Source organism: Streptomyces sp. NBC_00086 (genome assembly GCF_026343255.1).
Taxonomy (GTDB): Bacteria; Actinomycetota; Actinomycetes; order Streptomycetales; family Streptomycetaceae; genus Streptomyces.
The window spans coordinates 306175-328950 of record NZ_JAPELZ010000002.1; the positions used below are offsets into that span (position 1 = coordinate 306175).

The following is a 22776-nucleotide window of genomic DNA, read 5'->3' on the forward strand; positions in this document are numbered from 1 at the left end:
ACGCACCTCCGTGGTCGGTGTGGAGGGCCGTGTCGGCGTCCGTTCGGTGGTCTTCGGCTGCGCTCACGCGGAGTGGCTCCATTCGGTGCGGTAGCGGTCGGCCCAGTCGAGGGCGGCGGTGGCCGACGGAGCGAGGGTGAACAGGTCTCGGTGGAAGTCGCCGAGGAGGGTCCGCATACGGCCCGGCAGTGGTGCGCCGCGCATGAGTTGGAACGCGGTGTCCGTGGTCGCGCAGGCCTGGTCCAGGTCGCCCTGGTGGAGCTGGGCCAGGGCCAGGCGGGACGTGGCGAGTGCCCGGTTGCGGCGGAAGGGGTGGGGCAGGACGGACAGGGCCCGGTGGGAGGCGGCTTCGGCCTCCGCCGCGTCGCCGAGGCGGTCGCGGACGATCGCGGTCAGGGCGTGGAGTTCGGCGGGCCCGTAGAAGGCGATCCAGCTGGGCCGGTTCGTGTCGGGTGCCTTGGTGAGGGCCTCGCCCGCGTGGCCGAGGCTGCGCAGGGCGCTCTGGCGCTCACCGCGGTTGGAGTGGCTGACCGCGGTACGGGCGTGCGCGAGGGATGCGTAGAAGGGGTCGCGCCGGCTGACGGCGGTCGACTGCGTGGCCTGGGCGGCCGCGACGGCGTCGGCGTGGCGGCCGCGCTGGTGGGCGAGCATGGCGTTCGAGTTCCACACCCGCATCGTGGCCTCGGGATCCTGAGCCAGGCCCGCCAGTCGCAGGGCCGTGTTCAGGTGCGCCTCGGCCTGGCCGAGCCTGCGCGAGTCGATGCACGACCAGGCCGCGGTCGCGGTGTAGTTCGCCGCGACGGAGAACAGGCGCTGCCGGGTACGGCCGGTGGCGGCGCCCTGCTGCAGCGCGAGGGCCTCACGAGCGCCGGCGAGGGCGGCCCGTTCCAGGTCGGAGCTGCCGCCTCCCGCGTCGTCGGCCGCCATCAGGGCGTCCAGGCCGTCGCGCAGGCGGATGACGTCGGCGGATCCGACCGACGGACGCGCCCCGATGGTGGGCGGGTTCGTGGAAGGGCCGGTGGCCGCGGCCGCACCGGCCGCCGCAGCGGCGAGGAAGGTTCGGCGCAGCACGGGCATCTCCTGCTCCTGGTCGGCCCCGGTCGAGCCGGACCCGGCCGGACCGGACACAGTCGAGCCGACTGAGCCGGCCGAACGCCGGGGGACGAATCCGAGTTCCGTGACGGGTGCTCCCGCCACCGCTTCCAGAGCCCGGCGCAACCGGGCGTGGGGCCACCGGTTCTCACCCGACAGCCAGCGGAAGACCGTACGTTCGCTCGTGGCCCCGGGGCGGCCGGTGATCCCGGCCAGGGCATCGTTGACCAGCTCCGCCAGCGCGGCGGCGGTGAGCTCGTGTCCGCGCATCCACGCTGCCAGCGGCTCGTTCCTGGGCTGTGCCATACGAGCCACGGTAGAGGCGGCCAACCCCGGACGTCAGGTCAAGCCACAGCCAAGTCGTCAGTACCGGTGCGAGCAGCCCGCCATGGGTTCGTCATGGCCCTCCCCCGACCGGCGGGAGTTACTGGTGATGCACGGATCCCCTTCCCCCATCCGTGCGTACGTTCCCAGTGACCCCCGCCCAACGGAGGCAGCCGTGCTGGATGTGGAACCCGCGAACCTCGGAGCGCACTGGGCCGCCCGCAGTCACCTCCACCCCGCCCAGGTCTGGCGGGAGTGGGACGACGTGCTCGGCGTCGCCTTGCTTCCGGCGGGGCGGCTGTGGGACGCCGTGGCCCTGCCGTACCGGCAACTGCAGGCCGTGGCCCAGGACCTGGCCCCGTACGGGCTGCTGGAGGACTCCGCGATCCTGGCGGACCTCGCGGTGGACCGGTGCTACCTCTTCACGCCCGTCGGCACCGCCGCGCGATGGGACGTACCGGGCACCACGGCACTCGGGGAAGGGTGGTGGCTGGTGGCCTCCAAGCCCGGTGGCAGGCAGCGGCGTACGGGGACATGGGTGCAGGAGCCAGGCTGGCAGACTGCCCTCACGGACCCCGTCCTCCTGCGGGAGTCACTCCGGCGGAACGCGGAAGCCGCTTCGTGAGCACGGAGAGGAGGGAGGGGAGAGGAGGGAAATGTACGCCGGCAGGCAGGGGCGGGAGGGCGCAGCACCCGTGCATCCCGTGCATCCCGAGCGTCGCGCGCTCTGGACGTTCCCGGGCTGTGACCAGGACCAGGAGGACACCGCTGCCCGGGCCCGCTTCAACGTCGGCATCGCGTACGGCCACCCTGGAAGAACTCGACCGCCACCTCCGCAACGAGGGCCGGCTCGTCCACCGCACCTGCGAGCCGACGCACAGCTCCCTCGGCCAGTTCACCCGCACGAGCGCCTCGTTCCTCAACGGCCACGCCCTCGCCTGCCTCGTCGCGGCCAACCGCTACGAGCACGTCCACAACGAGCTGCTCCCGATGTGCGAAGCCGGTTTCACCGTCCTATCCGACCGGTACCTCGCCTCCTCCCTGGTGCTCCAGCGCCTGGACGGCGTCTTCGAACAGTTCGTGCTCGACCTGCACCGCGAGGTCCTGCTGCCCGACCTCTCCGTGATCCTCACCGCCGAGCCGGCCGTGATCGCCGCCCGCCTCGCCGCCCGCGGCATCCGTCACCGCTTCCACCTCGACCCGGACGCCCCGAGGCGCGAGATCGAGCTGTACGGAGAGGCGGCGCGGACCCTCACGGCCATGGGCGTACGGGTGCTCGTCATCGACTCGACCACGACCACCCCCAAGGACGTAGCGCGCCGAATCGCCGACGCTCTTCCCCCGGACGGGAGTACCGTCCACAGCGCCCCAGTACCGACCCAAGCTCCAGCCCCACCAGACCCGACGAGCACACGGTGACCCCGAACCCATGAGCCCCAGACCCGCAACCCCCGTCATCGACACCCACGTGATCCTGCGCGACGGCGACATGATCCTGTTGTCGCAGCGCGGAGGACCGTACGGCCACGGCCGCTGGCACGCCCCCTCCGGCAAGCTCGACCAGGGCGAGTCCCTCACCGTCGGCGCCGCCCGCGAACTCCGCGAGGAGACCGGCGTAGAGGTCGACCCCGAGCACCTGCGCCTCGTACACACCGTGCACCACAGGCAGAGCGAGGCGGTCGAACGAATCGGCCTCTTCTTCCTCGCCACCGAGTGGGAGGGCGAGCCGGTCAACCGCGAGCCCGAGAAGTGCCTCGCCCTTACGTGGTTCCCCGTCGACGCCCTGCCCGAAGACATCATCGAGTACCCGGCCGCCGGCCTGTACGGCTACCTCAAGAACGCCGACGGGCTGACCGAACACGGCTGGTGACCGGCCACGGGGGACACCGGGGTTCCACGAACGGAACCCCTGGGCCGTATGAGGCACGTGAGCTCCGAGGGCCGGTCACCGCGGTGAACTTCACACGGAGGCCGGCGAGGGCGGGCGCCAGGTCCAGGACCCTTGATCATTCGCGGGTTGTTCAGGATCACTCCGGCCCCGGGGTGACCTGATATCAGGCTACGGACTCGGCCCGACTCAGGGAATCAGGATCAGGTTCTGAACCCCCGCGTACGCCGATGCCGCCGTGACCCGCCTGCTCAACCCCCGTCGATGCGGTCGAGGAGTGCCTTGGCCTTTCCGGTGCAGTAGTCCTTCGGGCCGAAGAGCGCCAGGCAGTCGTCGTACGCGGTCGCAGCCCCGCGGCCGGGCCTCGGTGGCACGGCCCAGCCCGAAGAGTGCCGTCGCTGCGGCCCGATCGACAGCGCCGGTCGCCGGCCGGTAGTCCCCCTGGGACAAGCTGCGGCGCAGCACGTCGGCACGCTGCACCTCGGAGAGGGCCTCCGCCTGGCGGTCCTGGCCACTGAGGTGGGCGGCCAGAGGAAGCCGGAGGAGCAGTCTGATCCGGTCGGCTTCGAGGTGGCCCGGCGGTGGGAGAAGGGATGTGACACCGATGGCGCCGAGGCTCTGCTGAAGCGGGCCGCCCATGCCGGGCAGACCGGAGCCCTGGCGCAGTTGGCGCAGATGCGGGACTCCGCCGGAGACCGGGCGGGGGCCGAACGCTTCGCACGCCTCGCGGCCGACGCGGGCCAGCCGCCGGTACTGAAGCCGTTCGCCTGGATGCGCACGGGGCCGGGGAACGACGACCGGCACCGCCATCACGCTGTGGCCCCACGGCCTGGACCCCGACGGCAGGCCTTCGACCCTGTGGTGAAGAACTGTTCCGTCTCACCGGACTTTGACTTGTCTCACCGATTCCTCATGCTGTCTGTCAAACCGCGAGGGCAGCCGGTGGGACGAGCTCGTGGCACCGTCCGTCGCGGGGGAGGGCCCAGAGGACATTGACCCGGCGGCGGGCGAGGGCGAGGACGGCCTGGGTGTGGGGACGGCGCCTTGCGCGCCGACGCCATCGCCGGGCGGCTCGTCGCCCGTCACCTCGACGATGGCGCCACCCTGGAAGTTCCCCGCACCGCCATCGACGGGGACCGCCACGCCAACTCCCTTCTCTGCGAGGAGGCCTGGCGGGCCACAAGGCCCTCGGATATCGACGGCCGATCGCCTACACCCAGGACGGGAAGTCCGGTGCCTTCCTGCGCGGCGCCGGCTGGAAGGACAGCGCCGAGCGGCGCCCGTGCCCCGGCTGGCACACCCCTCCCGGCCCCCGCACACCGCGCGGCACCGAACACATCGCCCGCACCCTGTGGCAGGCCACGTGATGCGGGGTCAGCAGTGCGTTGTGCCCTGGGAAAGCACGAAGGTGGTCTCGTCGTCGTGGACCCGCACCCACTCGGCCGTGGGCTTGCCGCGCCGGTCGACAACCTCCTTGTTGTACCAGCCCCACAGATAGGACTGGGTCTGGAAGGTGTAACACCAGCCCACGTCGACGCGGAACGCGTCCCAGTCCTGGTTCGGGTTGGTGCCCTGACCTTTTTGCAGCCAGTAGTCGCCGTTCCTGTCACCGCACGGCGGGGCGTTCTGGGCCAGCCATTCCTGGTCGCCGCACCAGCTGCGCGCGACATAGACCGAATCCCCCGACTTGTTGAAGGTCTCGGAACACATCGGACTGGTGCACCACCCATCGTCGGCTTGTGAAGCAGGGGCCACGGCGACGAGGCCAGTCAGCGCCAAACCGAGCGCGACACCTACGCGGGTTATCGTTCGGATCGGTGATCGAAGTGACATGTTCTCTGCTTCCTTGATGGGCCGTACCGTTGATGGACGCGGCCCGGATCAGGTGGGACATGCTGATCGTGACGGATGAGCTACAGCAGGGCCAGAGCCCGGCGTCCCGCTCGCCAGTTGGGATGAAAATCGCGCGCTGACCTGCGCGAATACGGGGGGATGGAACGCCATGGACTTTCCTGCCACACAGGGTCTGTCCGATCTGCTGGAAGTACTGAAGAAGCGGAGCGGCCTCAGTTACGCCGCGCTCGCAGGGCGTTGCGGTGTGAGCACGTCAACTCTGCACCGGTACTGCCGGGGGCACACGGTGCCGGACAGCTTCGGCATGGCCGAGCGCATCGGAAGAGCCTGCGGGGCTACGAGGGAGGAGCTGAACGAGCTGCACCGGCTCTGGCAGCAGGCCGACGAGCAGCGTGCCGCCGGTGCGCTGACAGCGGCCGCGCCAGATGCCGGCACACAGGCGGCGCCTACAGGCTCTTCCGCACCTCCTCCCCTGGCTCGCCGAGCGCTCACCACGCCGATGAGTCGGCAGTTGACTTGGGCAGTGTTCCTCCTGCTGCTCTCGTCCCTGATGCTGACCGCGAGCGGCGGGCGACCTGCTGGTGACCGAGCGGCCGAGGAACAGTGGATTCCGGGGCCGAGCTGGCAGCAGGCGCCGCGACCTGTTCCTGCAACGCTGTTCGGCGTGACCATGAATAGTTCGACGGGCACCATGCCGGCGTTCCACGTCGGAGCGGTGCGTCTGTGGGACAGCGGGACCCGCTGGAGTCTGCTGGAGCCGCAGCGTGCCGCGTTCGACTGGGCAGCCCTGGACCGGCTGGTCGGGGGTGCCAACCAGGCAGCCCTTCCGGTGTTGTTCACTTTCGGTGGGACCCCGTCCTGGGCCAGTCCGGACGGCCCCAAGACGGCCTACGACGACGGGTCGAGAGCCTCGCCGCCCGACGACCTGGCGGATTGGGACACATACGTCCAGGCGGTCGCAACGCGTTACCGAGGTCGGATTGAAGCCTATGAACTGTGGAACCTCGCCCCCTCACCGAAGTTCTTCACCGGCAGCCCTCAGACTCTGGCAGACATGGCGAAACGAGCCAGTCGCATCATCAAGCGCGCCGACCCGCAGGCCACCGTCGTCTGTCCTGGCATCGGAGAGCTGTGGCAGCAGGAATCGCGGACCTACCTGTCGCAATTCGCCGCAGCGGGCGGCTACGAGCACTGCGACGTCGCGGCCGTCAAACTGCACCAAAGAGACTTCGGAGACAAGCCGGAGACCCTCGTGGAACTCGCAGGAATAGTCGAACGCGCGTTCCATCAAGCCGGGTTCCATCTGCGGATTTGGAATACCGGCGCCGCCCACCGGATCGCTACGTCGGCCCCACTGTCCGAGGAACAGGCAAACAACTACGCGGTGCGCTTCTACCTGATAGGCCTCTACACCCGGTACGAGCGGATGTACTTCTACAACTGGGGCGGAACCAAGATCCCCATCGTGCTACAGGCCGACGGCGGTGCACCGACCCGCTCCGCGCTCTTCGTCGAGGAGCTGCAACGGTGGCTGCACGGAGCCCGCATCACCTCCTGCGGACACGGCCTTCCCGACAACCTGCCTGCGAACGTGTGGCAATGCCGATTCCTGCTATCCACCAGCCACGGTGACGACGAGCCCGCAGCAATCGTCTGGGCCGACTCGGGAGAAGCTGTCATGACCTCTCAGCCCGGCGCCTACCGCGTGCGGCACCTGGACGGCCGCCGTCAGGAGACCCAGCAAGGTACAGAGCTACACGTCACCGAAAGTCCGATCCTCGTCGAGTACCGGAGCGCAGCTGGGTCCCACCCCTGATCACGTCACGGTTCAGCCGACGCAGCCGAGCAGCTCGCCTTGGGCCTGCGTGGCTGGGCCCGCACCGGCCAAGCTTCGCTGAGACGGATCGCTGGTTCGTCAAGCTTCGCTGAGACAAGTCAAAGTCCGGTGAGACGGGACAAGAACCTCCCCTGGCACTCGCCTGAGGTTCATTTGGCGGCTCGACCTTTGTTTGTCTGGCCCGGCCCCCGATCCGCGCCTTCGGTCTTTGATCAACCGCCTCCAGCCAGGTCCTGTGAGGAGAGTGAGGGTCGTCGGGTTCGATGGATCGGATGTCCTTGTGAACCTCGCGGATCCGCAGGAGCAGCAGCACTCCGAGGTCGGACGGCTCCCCGCGCACGAGGTCTCCCTGCTTCGCAGCGCCGCCCTTCGCAACTCTTCGGCCTGGGCCGGGAGATCAAGGCTGCGGAGATCGAACGTTCGCGTGGAGGAGAGGCGTACCTGTCAGCAAGGGCATGTGAGAGCCCCGAGCTGCGGTCCTTCCTCCTCGGCATCCAGCCGGGGCACATCCTGCCGGGGACCGTTGATGGGGATTCTTGAAGTTTTCAAGAATCCCCATCAACGCCGTCGGCTTCATCGGTACCGCAGCGCGCCCCCGTCACCTGGTCGTCCGGTTGCCCGGCGATCAGGTGGCCCGCTCCCAGCAGCTGACCGCGTCCCTTGCCGTGCAAGTGGCCCTCTTCTTGTGGGTCGCCGGCCGGGGCGCCGTGGCCCACACCCCGGATGGCGAGCCCTATCAGAAGGCGAGCGAGGGCTTGGTGGTCGAAGTCCTGGCGGGGACCACGAGACATGCCGTGGTCACCGTCGTGCGCGTTCATGGATAGCGGCTTGAGCCGGCCAGTGACCGCGATTCGACGGGTGAGTCGAGCCGCGACTGCGGCCTCCGCCAGGAACCGGACCGTTCAGACGCGGAACAACTCGGCGCGCGCCGCACGACAGGGGACGCACAGGGGGCTTGCCCCCGGAGAGCCGTAGCGCGCGCACGGCTGATGACTTCTCTGCACTAGTCAAGGCGAGCCGATCTGAATGGCCTCGTAGCCAGTCGGCGCCAGTAGATGGGCGGCGGTTACCGTACGCGAGAGCCACGGCGGCCGGACATGAACGACCGCTCGGCAGCGTCACCCCGGCCCGTGTCCCGGGCGTGTCAGTGGCCTGCGGCATGATGCGGGAGACGTGACGGCAGATCCGATAAGGATTTCAGAGGCCGTCTCGAACGGGGGGCGTTGTGCACAAGCTGGTCTCAGATGGGGTAGGGGTCACGGAGGATCCGCAGCTGCATTACGAGAGGTGGCGGTGGGGCGGAAGACTGCCGAGTGAGTCGCTGCGCCGTGCCCGCGAGAGCAACGTCCTGGGGCTGCTCGACTTCGACAGCGACCTGGTCCACGACCTCGGCGCCGCGGATCCAGACGTCCAGCGTGCCGTGGCGGTGCTCGCCGCTCAGCGGGCCTGCGAGGTGGCGGGCCTGACCGATGTGCCGTGGGTCGCTGGGGCGCTCGCCGCGTTGACGCAGGGGCATCCGCTACCGCCCCCTTTCGACGACGCGGCCAGGATGCGGGAGGCGCTGGAGTCCACCCCTCTCGAACCGGGCCCGGATGTTCTCGGGGCAGTACCGCCCCAGCGGGGGCGGTACTTTCCCCCGGCGCCGGCAGGGTTGATGTGGGTCAAGACCGCAGAAGAGAGCGACGGGGAGACGAGCTACAGACTTGACCGGCTACCGGGAAGCCAGGCACCGATGGTGTACACCGAACTCGTGTTCCCTGCCAGCACACCGCAGGTCCGCGGGCCCATCTCACAGCCGCATTACGCTCTCCCCGCCGTACGCGCTGCTGCCGAACCCGACCCGCTCAAAGCAGCTCTGGATGCGGTGTGGCATGCGCTGAACACGTACGGAGAGCACTACCCGAAGTTGTTGGATGAGATCCGGTCGATCTGGGGCGGCTGGATATCCGTACCGGATGCACAGAAACGGCCTGCTGATCTGGGCCAACGAGTGCGGAGCGGACGAGGGGGCGTACCGATGATCAACTACCGGGTGAAGTGGGTACGCGCGAGCGACGGAAAGGCCATGGCGTCCGCGGTGAACTACGACCAGCTCAGCGCCGAACACCGCACAGCAGATCTCGAGGCGGAGGGCGCCACGAACATCAAGATCGTGAAGGTACGGCCCGGCGAGTAGAACCGTCCGATTCGCATGCACCCGGCCGTCTCCACGGCACACGCGGGCGTTGAATGCGCACAGCCCCCTCGACTTGGTGGTCGAGGGGGCTGTTGCGTTGGTAGCGGGGACAGGATTTGAACCTGCGACCTCTGGGTTATGAGCCCAGCGAGCTACCGAGCTGCTCCACCCCGCGTCGGTGAACACCACCCTACGGCACTGACCCCACGCTTCCGACCGAGTGCTCGTGCCGGTCGGGGCCCATGGCTCCCGGCAAGTGGTCCGTCAGCAGGCGAGTTTGCGGTTCGCCAGGACCAGCAGGGGTCATCAGAGCGGTCGCCCACTTCTGAGTCGGGGCGTTCGGCGTGAGGATTGTTCTTCACTCCAAATCGACTGCCGTCGCGGGCCAGCCGGTTACGGCTGACAGGGAGGCCCCCGCCGTTTCGGAGCTGCGCTGTTCGGGCGGCGGGGGCCTCACGGGGTATCAGGGGTGTCAGGGGCCTCAGCCCGGGATCGGGATGCTGATGGGGTAGGTCTGCGGTGCCGATTCGGTGCCGTCGGCGGCCACGGCGGTGACCACGTAGTAGTAATAGCGCAGCGGCGTGAAGGGGCCGGGGTCCCTGTAGATGGCTTCCCTGATGCCCGAGGCGATGCGGTTCTCAGGGGCGTAGACGCCCGTGTGGGACATGGACCGGTACACGTTGTACGAGACGGTCATGCCCTGGTCGCATGTGCCGGTCTCCCAGACGATCCGGACGGCGGGGCCCTCGTCGACTGCGGTCCCGGTGATGCGGGGAGTGGGAGGTGCGGTCAGTACCGGGCAGGGGACGACGGCCTCGGCCATCGGCGAGTAGTCGGACCACTTGCCCTGCGTGCTGACCGCGCGGACCACGTAGCGCCAGGTCCTCCCGGCGGGCGGGTTCTGGTCGGTGAAGGTCGTCCCGGTGACGAGCGGGGAGATGTCGGAGGCCTGTGCGGGGTCCGTGCCGGTCGTGCGGTAGACGTAGTACCCGGACAGGTCGGTCGCCGTGCTCGGGGTCCACTCCAGCTTGACCTTGCCGTTGTCCGTGGTGGCGGTCAGCGAGGCGGGTGCGTCCGGGATCGGGTAGACCGGCAGGCGCTTGCCGTAGACGGTGCCGTAGCCGGGTTCGGGCATGCGGGAGACGTTGCCGACCTCGTCGACGGCGAGGACGGTGTAGCCGTACTGCACGCCTTCCGGGGTGCTGGTGTCCGCGTACGAGTCGCCCCACACGGCGGCGATCTGCTCCCATCCGGCTTCGGTGAGCGCCTGCTTGCGCATGACGACGTAGTGGTTCGTGTCGTCACCGGTGTTGGGGTTCCAGGACAGGTGCACCCCGTCCGTCGCGTTGTACGCGCTGAGGTTGCGCGGCATGGGCGGCGGGGTGGTGTCGCGGACGCGGGTGGCCGAGACCGTTGCCGACGGGCCCGATTCCGTGCCGAGCGGCGTGACCGTCCGGACGTGGTAGTAACGCACCTGGCCGGCGATGGCCGTGGCGTCGTTGTACAGGGCGTTGGGGACCGGGCTGTCGGTCAGGCGGGTCCACGGGCCGGTGGCCGCGTCGGCGGCGTAGACGTGGAACCGGTGGGAGGCATCGGCGGTGTACGTCCAGCCGATGGTGTTGTAGTCGAGCGTGCCGCTGGCGGCCATGCCGGTCGGCGCCAGGGGCTTGGCCTCGGGCACGTCGAGCCGGACGGGCGCGGAGTACGCGGAAGTGTTGGCCGCGGCGTCGCGGGCGCGCACGCGGTAGTAGTAGGTCGTGGCCGGGGCGGCGCTCGGGTCCATCGTCTCGGTGGCGGTCGCGGGCGTGCCGACGGCGGCGTACGGGCCTGCGGACGCGGGGGCCCGCTGCACCTCGTAGGCGCTCGCCCCGCTCACCGCGGACCAGGAGAGCCGGGCGCCGGCGCCGGCGGCGTCGTACGTGGCCTTGAGGCCGGCGGGGACGCCGGGGGGCGTCTTGTCGGCGCTGACGGCGCGTGCAAGGGGCGACAGCGGGGACAGGTTGCCGGAGCGGTCGAGGGCGCGGAGCGTGTACTCGTACGTGTCGCCCGTGGCCGGGGGCGTGTCCGTGTACGTGGTGCCGGTGAGGGTGGTGGTGTTCAGCTGGCTCCAGGTGCCGGCGCTGCCCGTGCGGCGGTAGAGGCGGTAGCCGGCCAGGTCCATCTCGTAGTTGCGCGACCAGCTCAGCGTCGACTTCAGGGTGGACGCCGCGTAGGTGGCCTTCAGGCCGGCCGGGGCCAGGGGGGCGACCTTGTCGTAGGCCGCGCCGATGACCGGGGCATAGCCGAAGGAGACATCGGCGGCGCCGGTGACGGCGGCGAAGTCCACGCGCAGGGTGTGGATTCCGCGCGGGACGGTCAGCCGGAGCGTCCCCTTCTGAGTCGAGGTGACATTGCGCCACATGTCGATCTTGCGCTCGCCGTCGAGGTAGACGCGGGCACCGTCCTGGACGGCGACGTTGAGGTCGAAGGGGCCGCCGGAACCGAAGTTGCGCGTGGTGCTCCAGCGGACTCCGAAGTTGTCCGTCGGCAACGCGACGCCGGCGGGGGAGCCGAGGCCGTAATTCTCGGCGATGGAGGTATCGCAGGCGGTGGCCTTCGGGATTCCCGTGAGGGTGATGTTGGCGAAGTACTCGGCCTTCCACACGCCGGACGCGCAGGTCACGGCGGCCTGAGCGGTACTGGGGAAGACGAGCCCGGTAAGGGCGGTGGCCAAGGAGAGCGTGGCGGCACCGGCGGTGCGGCGTGCCACGCGTAGAGATATGCGCATCTGCTGACGGTCACACTTTCGATCGAAGGCGGTGCAGGGGGTGGCGTGTGTCGAGTTGATCGTGCCATTTCGAGAGATCGTTCGGAAAGAGAAATATCTGGAAGTAATTCGTCCATTTTCCTTTGTTTCCAAGCTACTTGCGCGGTTGGTGACGTGCCGTCACTCGTCACCAGGGTGGAGGCACGCTCCAGCAGGGCCCGGCTGCGCGCCGGGAGGCTGTTCGCGGCGACGTATCGGCCGCGCGCCCGCGGGTAGAGGCGGGCGTCGGGGACCACGTCCACCGCACAGGAAATCGCGGACGCAAATCGCCGCGGCGGGCCGAGGCGCCGAAGGTGCCCGCGCCGAGGGCCGGGCGCTACTCACCGCGCGGCGGTGGGGCGCGGTCCGGCAGGCGGCCCGAACGGGACTGAAGGCGTACGGGCCCCCGGCGCCGAGCTGTCGCTGCTCCTCGCGCTCGCGCACGCGGCTCAGGACGACGACGAGGACGACCGCGCCGAAGAGGTCTACCGGGACGCTCTTGAGGTGTTCCCCGACCACCTGGGGCTGCTCGCCGGGTACGCGGAACTCTGCCTGCGCAGCGACTTCCAGGACCGCCCGGCCCGCAAGACCCGGGGCCCCGCCCTCGCTGCGCGGGTGGCCGAACCGGCCCCCGACTCGCCCGAGGCCCTGCGCGTGGCCCGTGGGTGTGGTGGGCCGGGATCGCTGCCTACGGAGCACGGCCCTTCTGGCTCGGCAGGGTGCTGCGCGGCGCCCGGCGCCGGGGCGAGCTGGCCGCTGCCGCACATCCGGTGCCGCAGGAAGCGCGGCTGCCCGAGCTGGCGTCCGTACCGCCGCATTCGTCCCGCGAGCTGGCATTCGGCCTGGCCGGGGCGGCGGTGGCGCTGAGCAGCTTGGTGGGGGCCGGGGTGTGGTCGTACGCGAAGTACACCGCGTATCCGTGCTACCAGGTCGTCAGCCCTGACTCGTTCCAGGGCATGAAGCGCGTGTGGAACTCGCCGCTCAACCAGACGTTGGCGGAGGCCGCCGTTGCAGTCCCGGGGGACTCCAAGGCCTTCACAGAGGTGTACGGCGACCCGACGGCCAATGAGGGGCGCATCGGCATCTACGGAATGGCGGGTGACTGGCACGACATGTCCCCGCGCATGCTGACCTCGTTCGCGGATGCCGCGCGAGCCGGCGCCGAGAGCGTCGGTGCGACGGTCAGGACCTGGAAGCCGGAGGCGCGGCCGCCCGGAGGCAGGCTGGAGTGCGTGGAGATCACCGCCGCTGACGGCTACCGCAACACCACGTGTCTGTGGGGCGACAAGGGCAGCTTCGGCAGGGTGACGATCGCAGACCCGGACCTGGCGGACCGGGCCGACTCCCTGACCCGCGAGCTGCGTGCGGCACTGGTCCACCCGGCGGTCGGCGCCGAGGCGCAAAGCTCCTAGGACCGTCCCTCACGATGGGTACCCGCCGGGAGGGTGCGGGTGGGCGGGATCGCCAGGCCCGTCGGGGTGTTCAGGCCCGTGACGGGGAGGGGCGTCTGGCCGCTGCCGTCGGGGGCGAGGCGGACCACCCGGTTGTTGAAGGCATCCGCGATGTAGAGGCGGCCCCTCCCGTCGAGGGCCAGGCCCAGCGGGTCGTTGAGACCGGACGCGGGGACCGTGCTCTGGCCGGAGCCGCTGGCCGCCAGCCTCACCACACGGCTGTTGCCGGTGTCGGAGACGTAGAGGTTGCCCGCCGGGTCGAGGACGATGCCCGCCGGCTGGGAGAGCCCCGTGAAGGGAAGGGTGCGCTGCGCGCCGCCTCCGGCGGGGAGGGTGACGACGCGGTCGTTCACGAAGTCGGTGACGTAGAGGGAGCCCGCGGAGTCGAAGGCGAGGCCCCAGGGGTGGAGGAGTCCCACGGTGGGTACGGTGCGCTGCCCGCTGCCGTCCGCGGGTACCTCTACGACCCGGTCGTTGAAGCTGTCGGCGATGTACAGGTCGCCCTCGGCGTCCAGTGCCAGCCCGAGGGGGCGGGAGAGCCCGTCCGTCGCGACGGTAACCTGGGGGCCGCCGTCGGCGGGGATCCGTACGACCCGGTTGTTCCCGGTGTCCGCCACGTAGAGGTCGCCCGCGGCGTCGACCACCATGCCCGTGGGCCGGACCAGGCCCACGGCGGGGACCACGTCCTGGCCGCCGCGGCGGGCCACCCGCAGCACCCGGTTGTTGCCGTAGTCGGAGACGTACAGCGGGCTGCCCCCGCCCCCGCCCCCGCCCCCGGGTTCCGGGTCGGAGGCGGCTGCCGTACCAGCCGGGGCCAGCCCGATCGCGCACAGCGCCAGCAGGACCAGGACGGAGCCGGCCCAGCGGCCGCTACGGCCCGTACGGTTCGTACGCGGGGATTCGGGAACTGCGGAACGGGGCACGGCACACCTACCTGTCCAGGTCGTCCGGCCGCCGAGGCTAGCCCCGGCGGCCCGGCCCCTCCCCGCACCACGCCACGGCCGGGCCGTCTTGCACACAGACGGCCGGGCGGTCACCGCTGCACCCTCACCCCTGCGTCCTCACCTCTTCGGGGTCAGCCGGTCCCACAGGGTGGTGGTCGGCCGGCCGCTGCCGGGCAATCGCAACGACTGCCGGGCCTGGGCGGAGTCCGGTGCGAAGGTTGCCGTCGGCAACACGATGACCATCGCCGATGGCGGCTACCCGGGTACCGGGCTCGTGATGCCGCACCGCCGCCGCAAGGGGGAGGATCTGCCCGACTGGAAACAGGCACACAACAAGTCCCACAAGCTGGTCCGTGCCCGCGTCGAGCATGCCTTCGCCCGGATGAAGACCTGGAAGATCCTGCGCGACTGCCGCCTGAGAAGCGAAGGCGTGCATCACGCGGTGCACGGCATCGGCCGTCCGTACAACCTCACCCTCACCGGATAGCCCCACCATGCAGGGGAGCGGGGTCACGGGCGGGCCTTGCCTCACTCGAATGGCATGGCATCGCACGGTAGCGGTCAATGAAGTTGGCACTCCCAGGGCTCGATGTCCGGCTCCCCTTGAGGCAGCTTCCCGGTGCAGTATCGGTAGAGCCAGGCCGCAGCCCGGCGCTCCGCGTACTTCTCATTGACCGGTTCGCCCTGATCGTCCAGTTCGAGGACGTTGGCGAAGATCGCGACGCAGATCTCCATCTGGGAGGGCGACTCCCGCAGCTCTTCCCAGTAATCGATTCCTTCCAGCATCGGATGGCCCACCGACCCTCGAGCAAGCCATCCGGCGAAGCGCCGCAGTGCTCCCGAAGCGCCATGACTGAGATGCGAAGACATGCGAAGAATCTAGCCCCAGCCTTCCCGGGCTGATCCCTAGTCTCCCGCCTCACGAGGTCGCTGAGCTCTAGGGAGTAGCCCGGATGGTCACGGGACAGCCTTTAGGCCGCTCGTCATTCCCCAGCACGGTTGCAGTGATCGTTAACTGCGGAGGGGCTTGCGCTGACGGGCTTCGGCTGCCTGGTCACGAACGTACGGGTCGGCGTCTGCTGCCAGTTGGTCGAGCAAGGCTGAGGTCGCGGGGTCTGCGGGCTCCATGGTGGGAAAGCGGCCCAAGGCGATCGCGACCCAGGCTCGAACGCGGGGGCTGCGGTCGTTCGCGAGCAAGCGGATCTTCGGCAGGGTTCTGGGTTGCTGAAGGAAGCCGAAGGAGCTGAGGGCGGAGATTCGCACCTGTGAGGAAGGGTCGTCCAGCAGGTCGATGGCCGCGGGCTCCTTCCCGTGGCTGCCGAGTGTGCCCACGGCCGCGTTGCGGATTCCTTCGTCTGAGTCCTTTGCGGCGTGGGCCAGCAGGTCGAGATCGGCTGGTTCGGGGACGAAGCCAAGCAGCCAGATTGCCGCCCTGCGAAGGTCTTCATCGTTGCCAACGGCGCATGGCAGGAGGGTTTCGCGCGCGGCGGCGGGGTCCTCTTGCGCGAGCACAGAGAGCGTCGTTGAGAGGGAGTCCTGGTCGTCACCCAGATTGCGGGAGTAGGCCCGCAGCAGGGCGGCAAGCGACATGCGGCCGGCGGTCTTCGCCAGAATCCGGGCGAGCACATGACGGGCGTACCAGTTGCCCGCTTCCACGGCTGCCGCGAGATGTTGTTCCAGGTACGGAATCAGATCCCGCCGCCGGGCGGCTACGAGCTCCTCTTCGATCTCTGCAAGGTCGTCGAGATCGCAATTCGGATCCGAGAGTCCGGCCACCAGTTCATCAAGGCACGGGGTGAGATCATCCGCTGCCCGTTGGTCTTCCAACCCGTCCTCCTCATGCCCTTCAGACCTGCACCGAGCCTGCTGCCGCTGCGGGTCTCCCTGCTGCGGTGCAGGCTGACGGAACGGATTGTCCAACAGACCTCTGACAACGGAGTTCGATGCTGCCGGCCCACTCCGCCGCTCAGCCCCTCTCAAGGTCCGCACAGGACACCGTGACCTTGACAAGAACGATTGGGAATCAGTCACACCGTTCGTGTGACTGAGCGTTCCAGTTGGTTCTGACCGCTCTTCCGTGATGACTACGCCAGGGGGCGACCCTCGTCCAGGCCCGGCAGCCGCTGTGGCACCGCCTGAGCAGCGCATGGCCCCGGCGCGGAATGGGGCGCAGGAGTCGGAGGCAGGCGGAGCCATCACGAAAGCGCGGTCAGAACCTCTTAGTTGGCCGGGCTGTGCGTCAGAGGTGGCGACAGGGTCCCGTCGTGCTTGTCCCGTTGCATACCAGTTGGCAGATTCGCAGTCTTTCGCGTTCACGGTGGCTGTTCGCAAGGTCAGTCCGGGTGAGATGGTCTGTCACGCTGCTTCGATGCTCGAATATCGCCTCTGGCTTGCCGCGGTGCCGAAACCGATACCTGAATCCGAAGCTCGTACCTACTGGAACCTGAAGGACCGTCCCACCCCAACCCTCGACGGAGCGTTGAAACAGGCGGACTACGTCTACGTTGGCTCCTGGCAGGACAGCCATCTGGCGGACGTGCCGCAGTCCGGCCGATGCCCTGCCGTACGGATCTCCGACTGGCTGTTCTACCGAGGGACCATCGACTGCTACCAGGCACCGGTTCTGGATGCTCGGCTGCGGGATGAACTGCTGGATCTCTACCAGCCCCGGCCAGGTGATCTGCCCGCGGACTGCACAGATGCGGAGGAGGTCGCCGCGTTCCTCAGCGCGCACCTTGGTTGGGGCCTGCTGACCGAGGAAGCACTACCAACCGCAGCACTGTCTTTGGGAGACACGGACAGCTTTGCCGATGAGCAGGACGGCTGAGCCGGCCTACTGAACCTCGGCTGCCGTCCGTGCCACGTCGTTTGAGAATGCCGGGGGTCATCGTTGGCAACCAACAATCAGGGGCGTCCCGGTTCCAGCCGCGACTCGGTCCATGACTACACCGGCTACGGCGAGCGTCTGGGCCCGCACTGCCCCTGACGGGTCAGAATCCTCGGTCGTAGATTGCCCGTAGCCACGGTTCCCTGACGGCGGGCATCCGCGCGAGCGTGTACCGGAACGCCTCCCTGGACGGCTGGAACGGGTACCACGGATACGGCGGCAGCGGGTCGTCCCGCTCCACGCCTGCCGGCAGCCCGCCGACCACCGGCAGCCGGGTCCGGTGCGGAGGGAAGGCGAGCTCGGCCCAGAGCGCGGCATCCACTGGTACCGGCACCGACCCGGCGCGCGGCCGCCACATGCTTCCGGTCTGCGGATGGACCGGCACCAGCACCAGGTCGGCGGCCGGCTCGCCGAACCCCGGCCCAGCCAGGTCCAACCGCTTCGCACCTTCCCCAGCGGGCAGCAGCGCGCCAAGTGCCCAGCCGAGGAGCTCCGCGACCGGCCCGGGCGCCACCTCGACCGGCGCGCCCCCGGCGGCCACCACCACCTGGGCGAGAGCCACGCCCGCCGGGATGTCCCGGTACTTGCTCAGCCGGTGCCACAGCGCGCCGGTGGTCAGCAGCTCTGCCCAACCCATGACCGGTCGCTCCGGCGGGCCGGGCAGCCGCACCACTGCCTGCGGGACGAGCCGGACGACCTGCCAGCACCCGCAGTCGTCCATCCTCGTTCCCACCGGCAGATCGCAGCCCAGACAGGCAAGGTTGGGCCCGTCCCTCCCGTCGATCCCCATGCAGTAGCCATCGGCCCGTTCGAGGATCAGCCTGGTGTTACGCATGTCGCCGGGCGCAAGGAGAACGGTGTCCGACGGCCCGTCGGACAGTGCGCCGAACGGCGCGAAGCGTCCCCGTTCCGCGGCCTCGCCCGCCCCGACCTCGTCCCACTGCCGCCACGGCGGCCCGTACGGTGCGGGGTCGACGGTGTAGGACCCGGCCTCCAGTAGTGGCGGGTGGAGCTTCTCCCAGTGGGTGTCGGCGAGGTGGATCGGCAACGCCACCTCCGACACCGCCGCCGTCAGAACCCCACCGCAGCCCGCACACCCGAACACCGCCAAGCTGTCCCCTTCCGCTGTCGAATCCCCTGCATCCCACCAAGCAGGCGGAAAGGGGAGCAAGGGGTTTTCAGACGACGCTCAACGCCCTTCTTCCCTACTGACTCGTCCGACCAAGATGACTGACCGCCACGGTGCGACCTGCACGAATCCTGTGCACCCTCTCGCCCTGGCGGACAGAGGCCCTTGGGCGTGCCTTCTCGGTGCTCGCGGGCCCCAGCAAGGACAGTGAAAGCAATGAGCAACCGCACCCACAGGGATCACGCCAGTCACGGAGACCGACCAACCCGTCCGCAAGGCAGCTCACATGCCCGCGAAGGCCGCAAGTTCCCGACTGCGGGCTCCCGACAATCTGCGAACCCATCCACTTCGGATGTGGAGACGCTGGAGCTGGAGCTGTACGGGCTGAGGCCGGCGGAGTTCACCGCGGCCCGGGACGCGTACGTAGCCCAGGCCCGCAAGGCCGGGGACAAACCGCTCGCCGCGGCCATCGGAGCGCTGCGCAAGCCGACGGTCGCGGCGTGGACAGCAGGCCTGCTGGCCCGCCAGCGGCCGAAAGAGGCGCAAGGTCTCGTCCAGCTCGGTGAAGCGCTGCGTGCCGCGCACAGGACGCTGGACGCCGGGCAGCTGCGGAAGCTGTCGCACGATCAGCACGTGGTGATCGGCGAGCTCGCGCGCACGGCGCGCGTCTTGGCCGTGGCGGTGAGCGAGCCGGTGCAGCGGGAGGTCGAGCAGATCCTCCACTCCGTGTTGGCCGATGCCGAGGTCGCCGCGCAGTGGGAGGCGGGCCGGCTGGAGAAGGCCCCGGAGACGGTCTAGGGGTTCGCCGGTCTTGAACCGCAGCCGGGCGCCGCACCGCCCCGATCGCGGTGTCGGAAGCGACGACTGAAGCCGCCCCGCGCTTGGCGGGTGCGCGTACGGCGATGGCCGGGACCGGTCTCCCCGGTACCGGCCGTTGCATTCGATCGCGTTCACCCCGGACCCGTACGAGTGGTCGTACGGACGGAATGCCGTGGAACGGGAGTGTCGTCGTCCCGCCCCACGTACCCGGCTCGATCATGTCGTGCCATGGCATCTCGTGAACTGCGCCGGACATGGGCTTCGTGGCGCCCCTGGATCTTCGGGACCGTGACGGCGGCGCTGCTGGCGGGGACCCCTACGTACGCTGCGGCGGCAGAGCTGTTCCCGAACAAGGCTCCGGTCAGCGGCGGCGGCGCGGGCGCCGTGTGCCCACCGGGTCACGGCGGCTGGTTGACCCCCCACAGCGATCTGGCCTTCCGCAGCGGCCCTTGCCACCCCCCGCACCATTGCCCCGACGGTTCGCCCGGCTGCGACGGTCCCGGCCTGCCCGTCACCGGTGCGGTCACCGTGATCAAGGAGGACGAGAACACGGGCAACCCGCTGGCCGGCGCCGTCTTCCAGATGTGGGAGGAGACCAACGGCATCCCGGGTCTCCAGACCACCGGCGCCGACCCGGACACCGACATCGGCGGCTCCTGCACCACCGGGGCCAACGGTGTGTGCTCCCGTACCGAGGAACTCGGCACGTACTACTGGGTGGAGACTCAGGCTCCGCCCGGGTACGAACTGCCGATCAATCCGGTGTTCGGCCCGCTGACGCTGTCGCAAGAGAACGTCGAGGAGGGCGTGACGGTCGTTGCCGAGAACACGCCGGAAGCTGATGCGCTCAAAGCCCGTCATGTCGTCCGGACCGGCCCACCGGCCCTCGGTGCCTCGCCGGACGAGAAGCGCACCTCGGCGGCATAGCCGGGCACTTTCACGGGCCCGGGGGCAGCACCCAGGGAGCGAAGCGTTGGCCAGGTACCACGTCCTCGCGCCAGTACCTCAAGACCGTCTCCTGGACGATCTCGGGTCGCTCGGCGGCGATGAGGCAGGGGACAGGCTCCTGCCCGCGGGCGGGTCGCCGCGGCCGCGCTGGGCGGCGTGGACGGTCCCGACGCGTGGGACGTCGGCCTCGAAGGCGACCACCACGGGCATCGCCCGCCCCGTCTCGGTCGCCGCCTGCCTGCTGCCCTTCTGTACCCAATGGCGGGAAGAGGCCTTCATCTCCTGGGCTGGCCTCCGCCGCGCGTGCCGATCGTCCTGGCCACGTTCCCGATCATCGCCAACGTCTACGGCTCCCTGCACCTCCTCCACATCGTCTTCGTCCTCGTCGTCGTCTTCACCCTCGTTCAGGGCCCCACCCTGCCCGCCGCAGCCCGACTCTTGCGCATCGCCCAGCCCGGGGCCGTGCGGGAGTCCAGGTCGAGATCGCCCCTCTGGACGTCCTCGTCGCCGATCTGCTGACCGTCACGATCCCGCCCGGCTCACGCCTCCACGGCGTGGCCGTCTTCGAACTGCGGCTGCCTCCACCGTCAGTCATCACGTTCCTGGTCCGCGGCAGGCTCACCCTGGTGCCGGCCCCAGACACGGTTCTCGCAGCCGGCGACGAACTGCTCCTCGTCACCACCCCGGCCACCCGGCAGGCAACCGAGCGGCGCCTGCGCGCGGTCGGCCGCCGGGGCAAGCTCGCCCGCTGGCTCGGCGAAAGCGGCAGATCCGAACCCGCCCGGGGCGGTAGCGACTGACCTACGAGCCGTTCCGGGGCGGGGAGACCTGCGTCAATCCGACCAGGACGGCTCCGGTCATCAGGAGCGGCACGAAGACCGTGAAGGGCAATACGGGCGCCCCTGCGAGCGTCCCTGCCATCAGCAGCGTTCCCACGCCCCAGACGACTGGTCGCCGCATGCTGCGGCGAAGCCAGGGGAAGACGACACGGCCGGTCACTACCGTCAAGACGCCTACGGTCCCGAACCCGAGGGCCAGCACGACCGTGGCCGCATGCACAACCGTGAGCACGTGTACCTACGTACATCAGCATGAGTGTGGGTGCGGGAAAACACGTCCATGGCGAAGACCGTCCCGCCGACGGGTCACCGATCGCGGCGACTAGCGGCGATCCTGCAGGCCAGGTACACGGCGGTCGCCGGCCACAGGACGATCAGCAGGGTGAGGGTGACCGCGCTGGAGACCGGGTCGCGTTCGGTGTCGCGACGCCAGCCCGGGTGACGTACCAGGAGGCGGGGCAGACGGCGGGCGAAGCCGACCGCGCCGCCGAGGTAGACAGCCAGGGCGGCGAGCAGCAGCACGGTCTCCCTGCTGGTGACCACCGCCCAGGTGCCTTCACTCACGTGCGGCCGGCCGGATCCTGGGCCTGGTCCTTGAGGCCCGGCTGCGCGGGCACCGCGGCCAGAGCGGCCGACTCCGGCGGGGTATGGCGGCGGCTGACCCAGGTGGCCACGGGTTCGGCGTAGCGGGCGGTCAGCGGACCGATCACGACAAGAATCAGCACGTATGCGGTGGCCAGCGGGCCCATCGCGGGCTCGATCCCCGCCGACACAGCAAGACCCGCGATGACGATGGAGAACTCGCCGCGCGCCACCAGCGTGCCGCCGGCCCGCCAGCGCCCCTTCACCCCGATCCCGGCGCGCTTCGCCGCCCAGTACCCGGTGGCGATCTTCGTAGCCGCCGTGACCAGGGCGAGCGCGAGGGCGGGCAGCAACACTGGCGGGATGCTCGCGGGGTCGGTGTGCAGGCCGAAGAAGACGAAGAACACGGCCGCGAACAGGTCGCGTAGCGGGCTGAGCAGGGTGTGGGTGCCCTCCGCGACCTCACCGGAGAGGGCGATGCCGACGAGGAACGCGCCGACCGCGGCGGAGACCTGGAGCTGCTGGGCGATGCCCGCGACGAGCAAGGTCAGGCCCAGGACCACGAGCAGGAGCTTCTCGGGGTCGTCGCTGGAGACGAAGCGGGAGATGTGGCGTCCGTAGCGGACCGCGATGAACAGGACCGCACCGGCGACGCCGAGGGCGATGGCCAGGGTCGCGCTGCCCGCGGCGAGACTCACGCCCGCGAGGAGGGCGGTGATGATCGGCAGGTAGACCGCCATCGCGAGGTCTTCGAGGACCAGGATGGACAGGATGACCGGGGTCTCGCGATTGCCGACCCGGCCCAGGTCCCCCATGACCTTGGCGATCACCCCGGAGGAGGAGATCCACGTGACGCCGGCCAGGACGACGGCTGCCACCGGGCCCCAGCCCATGAACAGCGCGGCGACCGCGCCGGGCACGGCGTTCAGCGCGAAGTCGACCAGCCCGGCTGGGTACTGGGTCTTGAGGTTGGAGACCAGGTCCGAGGCGGTGTACTCCAGGCCGAGCATGAGTAGGAGGAGGATCACGCCGATCTCGGCGCCGATTGCGACGAACTCCTCACTCGCGCCCATGGGCAGCAGTCCGCCGGTGCCGAAGGCGAGACCGGCCAGGAGGTAGAGGGGGATGGGGGAGAACTTCAGGCGCCCGGCGACCCGGCCGAGCAGGCCCAGGCCGAGGATGATCGCGCCGAACTCGATGAGGAACACAGCGGAATGCACG

The 22776-nt window shown here is 69.7% G+C and carries 22 protein-coding genes, 1 tRNA gene and 3 pseudogenes; 13 read left to right on the forward strand and 13 right to left on the reverse strand.

All coding sequences use genetic code 11. The annotated features are described in order from the left end of the window. Positions 1-63: 63 nt before the first annotated feature. Entirely contained in the window at positions 64-1398 is a 1335-nt protein-coding gene (locus tag OG276_RS38550; RefSeq protein WP_266914079.1) for an XRE family transcriptional regulator, read from the reverse strand. A 193-nt stretch (positions 1399-1591) separates the two neighbouring features. Here OG276_RS38550 and OG276_RS38555 point away from each other — a divergent pair, with 193 nt between their 5' ends. The 3 genes from OG276_RS38555 to OG276_RS38565 all read left to right on the forward strand — a co-directional run bounded on the left by OG276_RS38555 (position 1592) and on the right by OG276_RS38565 (position 3286). Then, positions 1592-2041 carry a hypothetical protein gene (locus OG276_RS38555; protein ID WP_266914081.1) on the forward strand — a complete coding sequence of 150 codons (450 nt, stop codon included), beginning with the start codon at positions 1592-1594 and terminating at the stop codon, positions 2039-2041. Between the two features lie 119 nt (positions 2042-2160). Continuing rightward, complete coding sequence (locus OG276_RS38560) at positions 2161-2835, forward strand: dTMP kinase (protein WP_266914083.1); 675 nt, start codon at positions 2161-2163, stop codon at positions 2833-2835. Between the two features lie 10 nt (positions 2836-2845). Next, positions 2846-3286, forward strand: a complete 441-nt coding sequence (locus OG276_RS38565; RefSeq protein ID WP_266914085.1) for an NUDIX domain-containing protein — start codon at positions 2846-2848, stop codon at positions 3284-3286. 269 nt (positions 3287-3555) lie between these two features. On the opposite strand, the gene OG276_RS38570 is transcribed toward OG276_RS38565, so the two are convergent. The 3 genes and pseudogenes from OG276_RS38570 to OG276_RS38580 form a co-directional block, all read right to left on the reverse strand. Beyond that, the gene (locus tag OG276_RS38570) at positions 3556-3678 is read right to left on the reverse strand and encodes a hypothetical protein (protein ID WP_266914087.1); all 123 of its coding nucleotides are present in this window, start codon (positions 3676-3678) and stop codon (positions 3556-3558) included. A gap of 548 nt (positions 3679-4226) precedes the next feature. After that, a pseudogene (locus OG276_RS38575) lies at positions 4227-4361 on the reverse strand (IS110 family transposase); the annotation flags it as partial. A gap of 317 nt (positions 4362-4678) precedes the next feature. Further along, entirely contained in the window at positions 4679-5014 is a 336-nt protein-coding gene (locus tag OG276_RS38580; protein WP_266914089.1) for a hypothetical protein, read from the reverse strand. Positions 5015-5306: 292 nt separating this feature from the next. On the opposite strand from OG276_RS38580, the gene OG276_RS38585 reads away from it, so the two are divergent. The 3 genes from OG276_RS38585 (at position 5307) to OG276_RS38595 (ending at position 9171) form a co-directional block, all read left to right on the forward strand. Then, positions 5307-6974, forward strand: a complete 1668-nt coding sequence (locus OG276_RS38585) for a helix-turn-helix domain-containing protein (protein WP_266914091.1) — start codon at positions 5307-5309, stop codon at positions 6972-6974. A gap of 557 nt (positions 6975-7531) precedes the next feature. Then, positions 7532-7819: a hypothetical protein gene (locus OG276_RS38590; protein WP_266914093.1), complete on the forward strand. Its 288-nt coding sequence runs from the start codon at positions 7532-7534 to the stop codon at positions 7817-7819. A 401-nt stretch (positions 7820-8220) separates the two neighbouring features. Next, entirely contained in the window at positions 8221-9171 is a 951-nt protein-coding gene (locus OG276_RS38595) for a hypothetical protein (RefSeq protein ID WP_266914095.1), read from the forward strand. Between the two features lie 98 nt (positions 9172-9269). Here OG276_RS38595 and OG276_RS38600 read toward each other — a convergent pair. After that, a tRNA-Met gene (locus OG276_RS38600) sits at positions 9270-9346 on the reverse strand. A 306-nt stretch (positions 9347-9652) separates the two neighbouring features. Further along, the gene (locus OG276_RS38605; RefSeq protein WP_266914097.1) at positions 9653-11938 is read right to left on the reverse strand and encodes a PA14 domain-containing protein; all 2286 of its coding nucleotides are present in this window, start codon (positions 11936-11938) and stop codon (positions 9653-9655) included. A gap of 372 nt (positions 11939-12310) precedes the next feature. Between OG276_RS38605 and OG276_RS38610 the strand changes: the two genes are divergently transcribed. Together OG276_RS38610 and OG276_RS38615 are read left to right on the forward strand one after the other, a co-directional pair. After that, a complete protein-coding gene (locus tag OG276_RS38610) occupies positions 12311-12823 on the forward strand; it encodes a hypothetical protein (RefSeq protein ID WP_266914099.1) in 513 nt (170 codons plus the stop codon). After that, positions 12727-13368 carry a hypothetical protein gene (locus OG276_RS38615; protein ID WP_266914102.1) on the forward strand — a complete coding sequence of 214 codons (642 nt, stop codon included), beginning with the start codon at positions 12727-12729 and terminating at the stop codon, positions 13366-13368. Before OG276_RS38610 ends, OG276_RS38615 begins: the two co-directional genes overlap by 97 nt. Here the strand turns inward: OG276_RS38615 and OG276_RS38620 are convergent. After that, positions 13365-14330, reverse strand: coding sequence for a hypothetical protein (locus tag OG276_RS38620; protein ID WP_266914104.1), 966 nt, complete (start codon positions 14328-14330; stop codon positions 13365-13367). The genes OG276_RS38615 and OG276_RS38620 overlap by 4 nt on opposite strands. A gap of 169 nt (positions 14331-14499) precedes the next feature. On the opposite strand from OG276_RS38620, the pseudogene OG276_RS38625 reads away from it, so the two are divergent. Further along, a pseudogene (locus OG276_RS38625) lies at positions 14500-14838 on the forward strand (transposase family protein); the annotation flags it as partial. Between the two features lie 74 nt (positions 14839-14912). Here the strand turns inward: OG276_RS38625 and OG276_RS38630 are convergent. Continuing rightward, complete coding sequence (locus OG276_RS38630) at positions 14913-15221, reverse strand: hypothetical protein (protein ID WP_266914106.1); 309 nt, start codon at positions 15219-15221, stop codon at positions 14913-14915. A gap of 141 nt (positions 15222-15362) precedes the next feature. Next, positions 15363-16178 (reverse strand): HEAT repeat domain-containing protein, encoded by an 816-nt coding sequence (locus OG276_RS38635; protein WP_266914108.1) that lies wholly within the window; start codon positions 16176-16178, stop codon positions 15363-15365. A 541-nt stretch (positions 16179-16719) separates the two neighbouring features. On the opposite strand from OG276_RS38635, the gene OG276_RS38640 reads away from it, so the two are divergent. Beyond that, a complete protein-coding gene (locus OG276_RS38640) occupies positions 16720-17178 on the forward strand; it encodes a hypothetical protein (RefSeq protein WP_266914110.1) in 459 nt (152 codons plus the stop codon). Between the two features lie 163 nt (positions 17179-17341). Here OG276_RS38640 and OG276_RS38645 read toward each other — a convergent pair whose 3' ends face one another. Continuing rightward, positions 17342-18292: a hypothetical protein gene (locus tag OG276_RS38645; RefSeq protein ID WP_266914112.1), complete on the reverse strand. Its 951-nt coding sequence runs from the start codon at positions 18290-18292 to the stop codon at positions 17342-17344. A 429-nt stretch (positions 18293-18721) separates the two neighbouring features. On the opposite strand from OG276_RS38645, the gene OG276_RS38650 reads away from it, so the two are divergent. From OG276_RS38650 to OG276_RS38660, 3 genes and pseudogenes are all read left to right on the forward strand, one after another. After that, complete coding sequence (locus OG276_RS38650) at positions 18722-19165, forward strand: hypothetical protein (RefSeq protein ID WP_266914114.1); 444 nt, start codon at positions 18722-18724, stop codon at positions 19163-19165. A gap of 249 nt (positions 19166-19414) precedes the next feature. Then, complete coding sequence (locus tag OG276_RS38655) at positions 19415-20113, forward strand: SpaA isopeptide-forming pilin-related protein (protein WP_266914116.1); 699 nt, start codon at positions 19415-19417, stop codon at positions 20111-20113. Positions 20114-20342: 229 nt separating this feature from the next. Then, positions 20343-20934, forward strand: a pseudogene (locus tag OG276_RS38660) (TrkA C-terminal domain-containing protein); the annotation flags it as partial. A gap of 1 nt (position 20935) precedes the next feature. On the opposite strand, the gene OG276_RS38665 reads toward OG276_RS38660, so the two are convergent. The 3 genes from OG276_RS38665 to OG276_RS38675 all read right to left on the reverse strand — a co-directional run bounded on the left by OG276_RS38665 (position 20936) and on the right by OG276_RS38675 (position 22775). Beyond that, the gene (locus tag OG276_RS38665) at positions 20936-21142 is read right to left on the reverse strand and encodes a hypothetical protein (protein WP_266914118.1); all 207 of its coding nucleotides are present in this window, start codon (positions 21140-21142) and stop codon (positions 20936-20938) included. A gap of 137 nt (positions 21143-21279) precedes the next feature. Beyond that, positions 21280-21537, reverse strand: coding sequence for a hypothetical protein (locus OG276_RS38670; RefSeq protein ID WP_266914120.1), 258 nt, complete (start codon positions 21535-21537; stop codon positions 21280-21282). Beyond that, complete coding sequence (locus tag OG276_RS38675; RefSeq protein WP_266914122.1) at positions 21534-22775, reverse strand: cation:proton antiporter; 1242 nt, start codon at positions 22773-22775, stop codon at positions 21534-21536. The genes OG276_RS38670 and OG276_RS38675 overlap by 4 nt, the downstream gene beginning before the upstream one ends. Position 22776: the final 1 nt, after the last annotated feature.

What these genes read in the sequence shown, in the direction of transcription:
- OG276_RS38550 (WP_266914079.1), bottom strand. Translation starts at nt 1,398, where the DNA reads ATGGCACAGCCCAGGAACGAGCCGCTGGCAGCGTGGATGCGCGGACAC.
- OG276_RS38565 (WP_266914085.1), top strand. Translation starts at nt 2,846, where the DNA reads ATGAGCCCCAGACCCGCAACCCCCGTCATCGACACCCACGTGATCCTG.
- OG276_RS38580 (WP_266914089.1), bottom strand. Translation starts at nt 5,014, where the DNA reads ATGTGTTCCGAGACCTTCAACAAGTCGGGGGATTCGGTCTATGTCGCG.
- OG276_RS38585 (WP_266914091.1), top strand. Translation starts at nt 5,307, where the DNA reads ATGGACTTTCCTGCCACACAGGGTCTGTCCGATCTGCTGGAAGTACTG.
- OG276_RS38605 (WP_266914097.1), bottom strand. Translation starts at nt 11,938, where the DNA reads ATGCGCATATCTCTACGCGTGGCACGCCGCACCGCCGGTGCCGCCACG.
- OG276_RS38630 (WP_266914106.1), bottom strand. Translation starts at nt 15,221, where the DNA reads ATGTCTTCGCATCTCAGTCATGGCGCTTCGGGAGCACTGCGGCGCTTC.
- OG276_RS38640 (WP_266914110.1), top strand. Translation starts at nt 16,720, where the DNA reads ATGCTCGAATATCGCCTCTGGCTTGCCGCGGTGCCGAAACCGATACCT.
- OG276_RS38655 (WP_266914116.1), top strand. Translation starts at nt 19,415, where the DNA reads ATGGCATCTCGTGAACTGCGCCGGACATGGGCTTCGTGGCGCCCCTGG.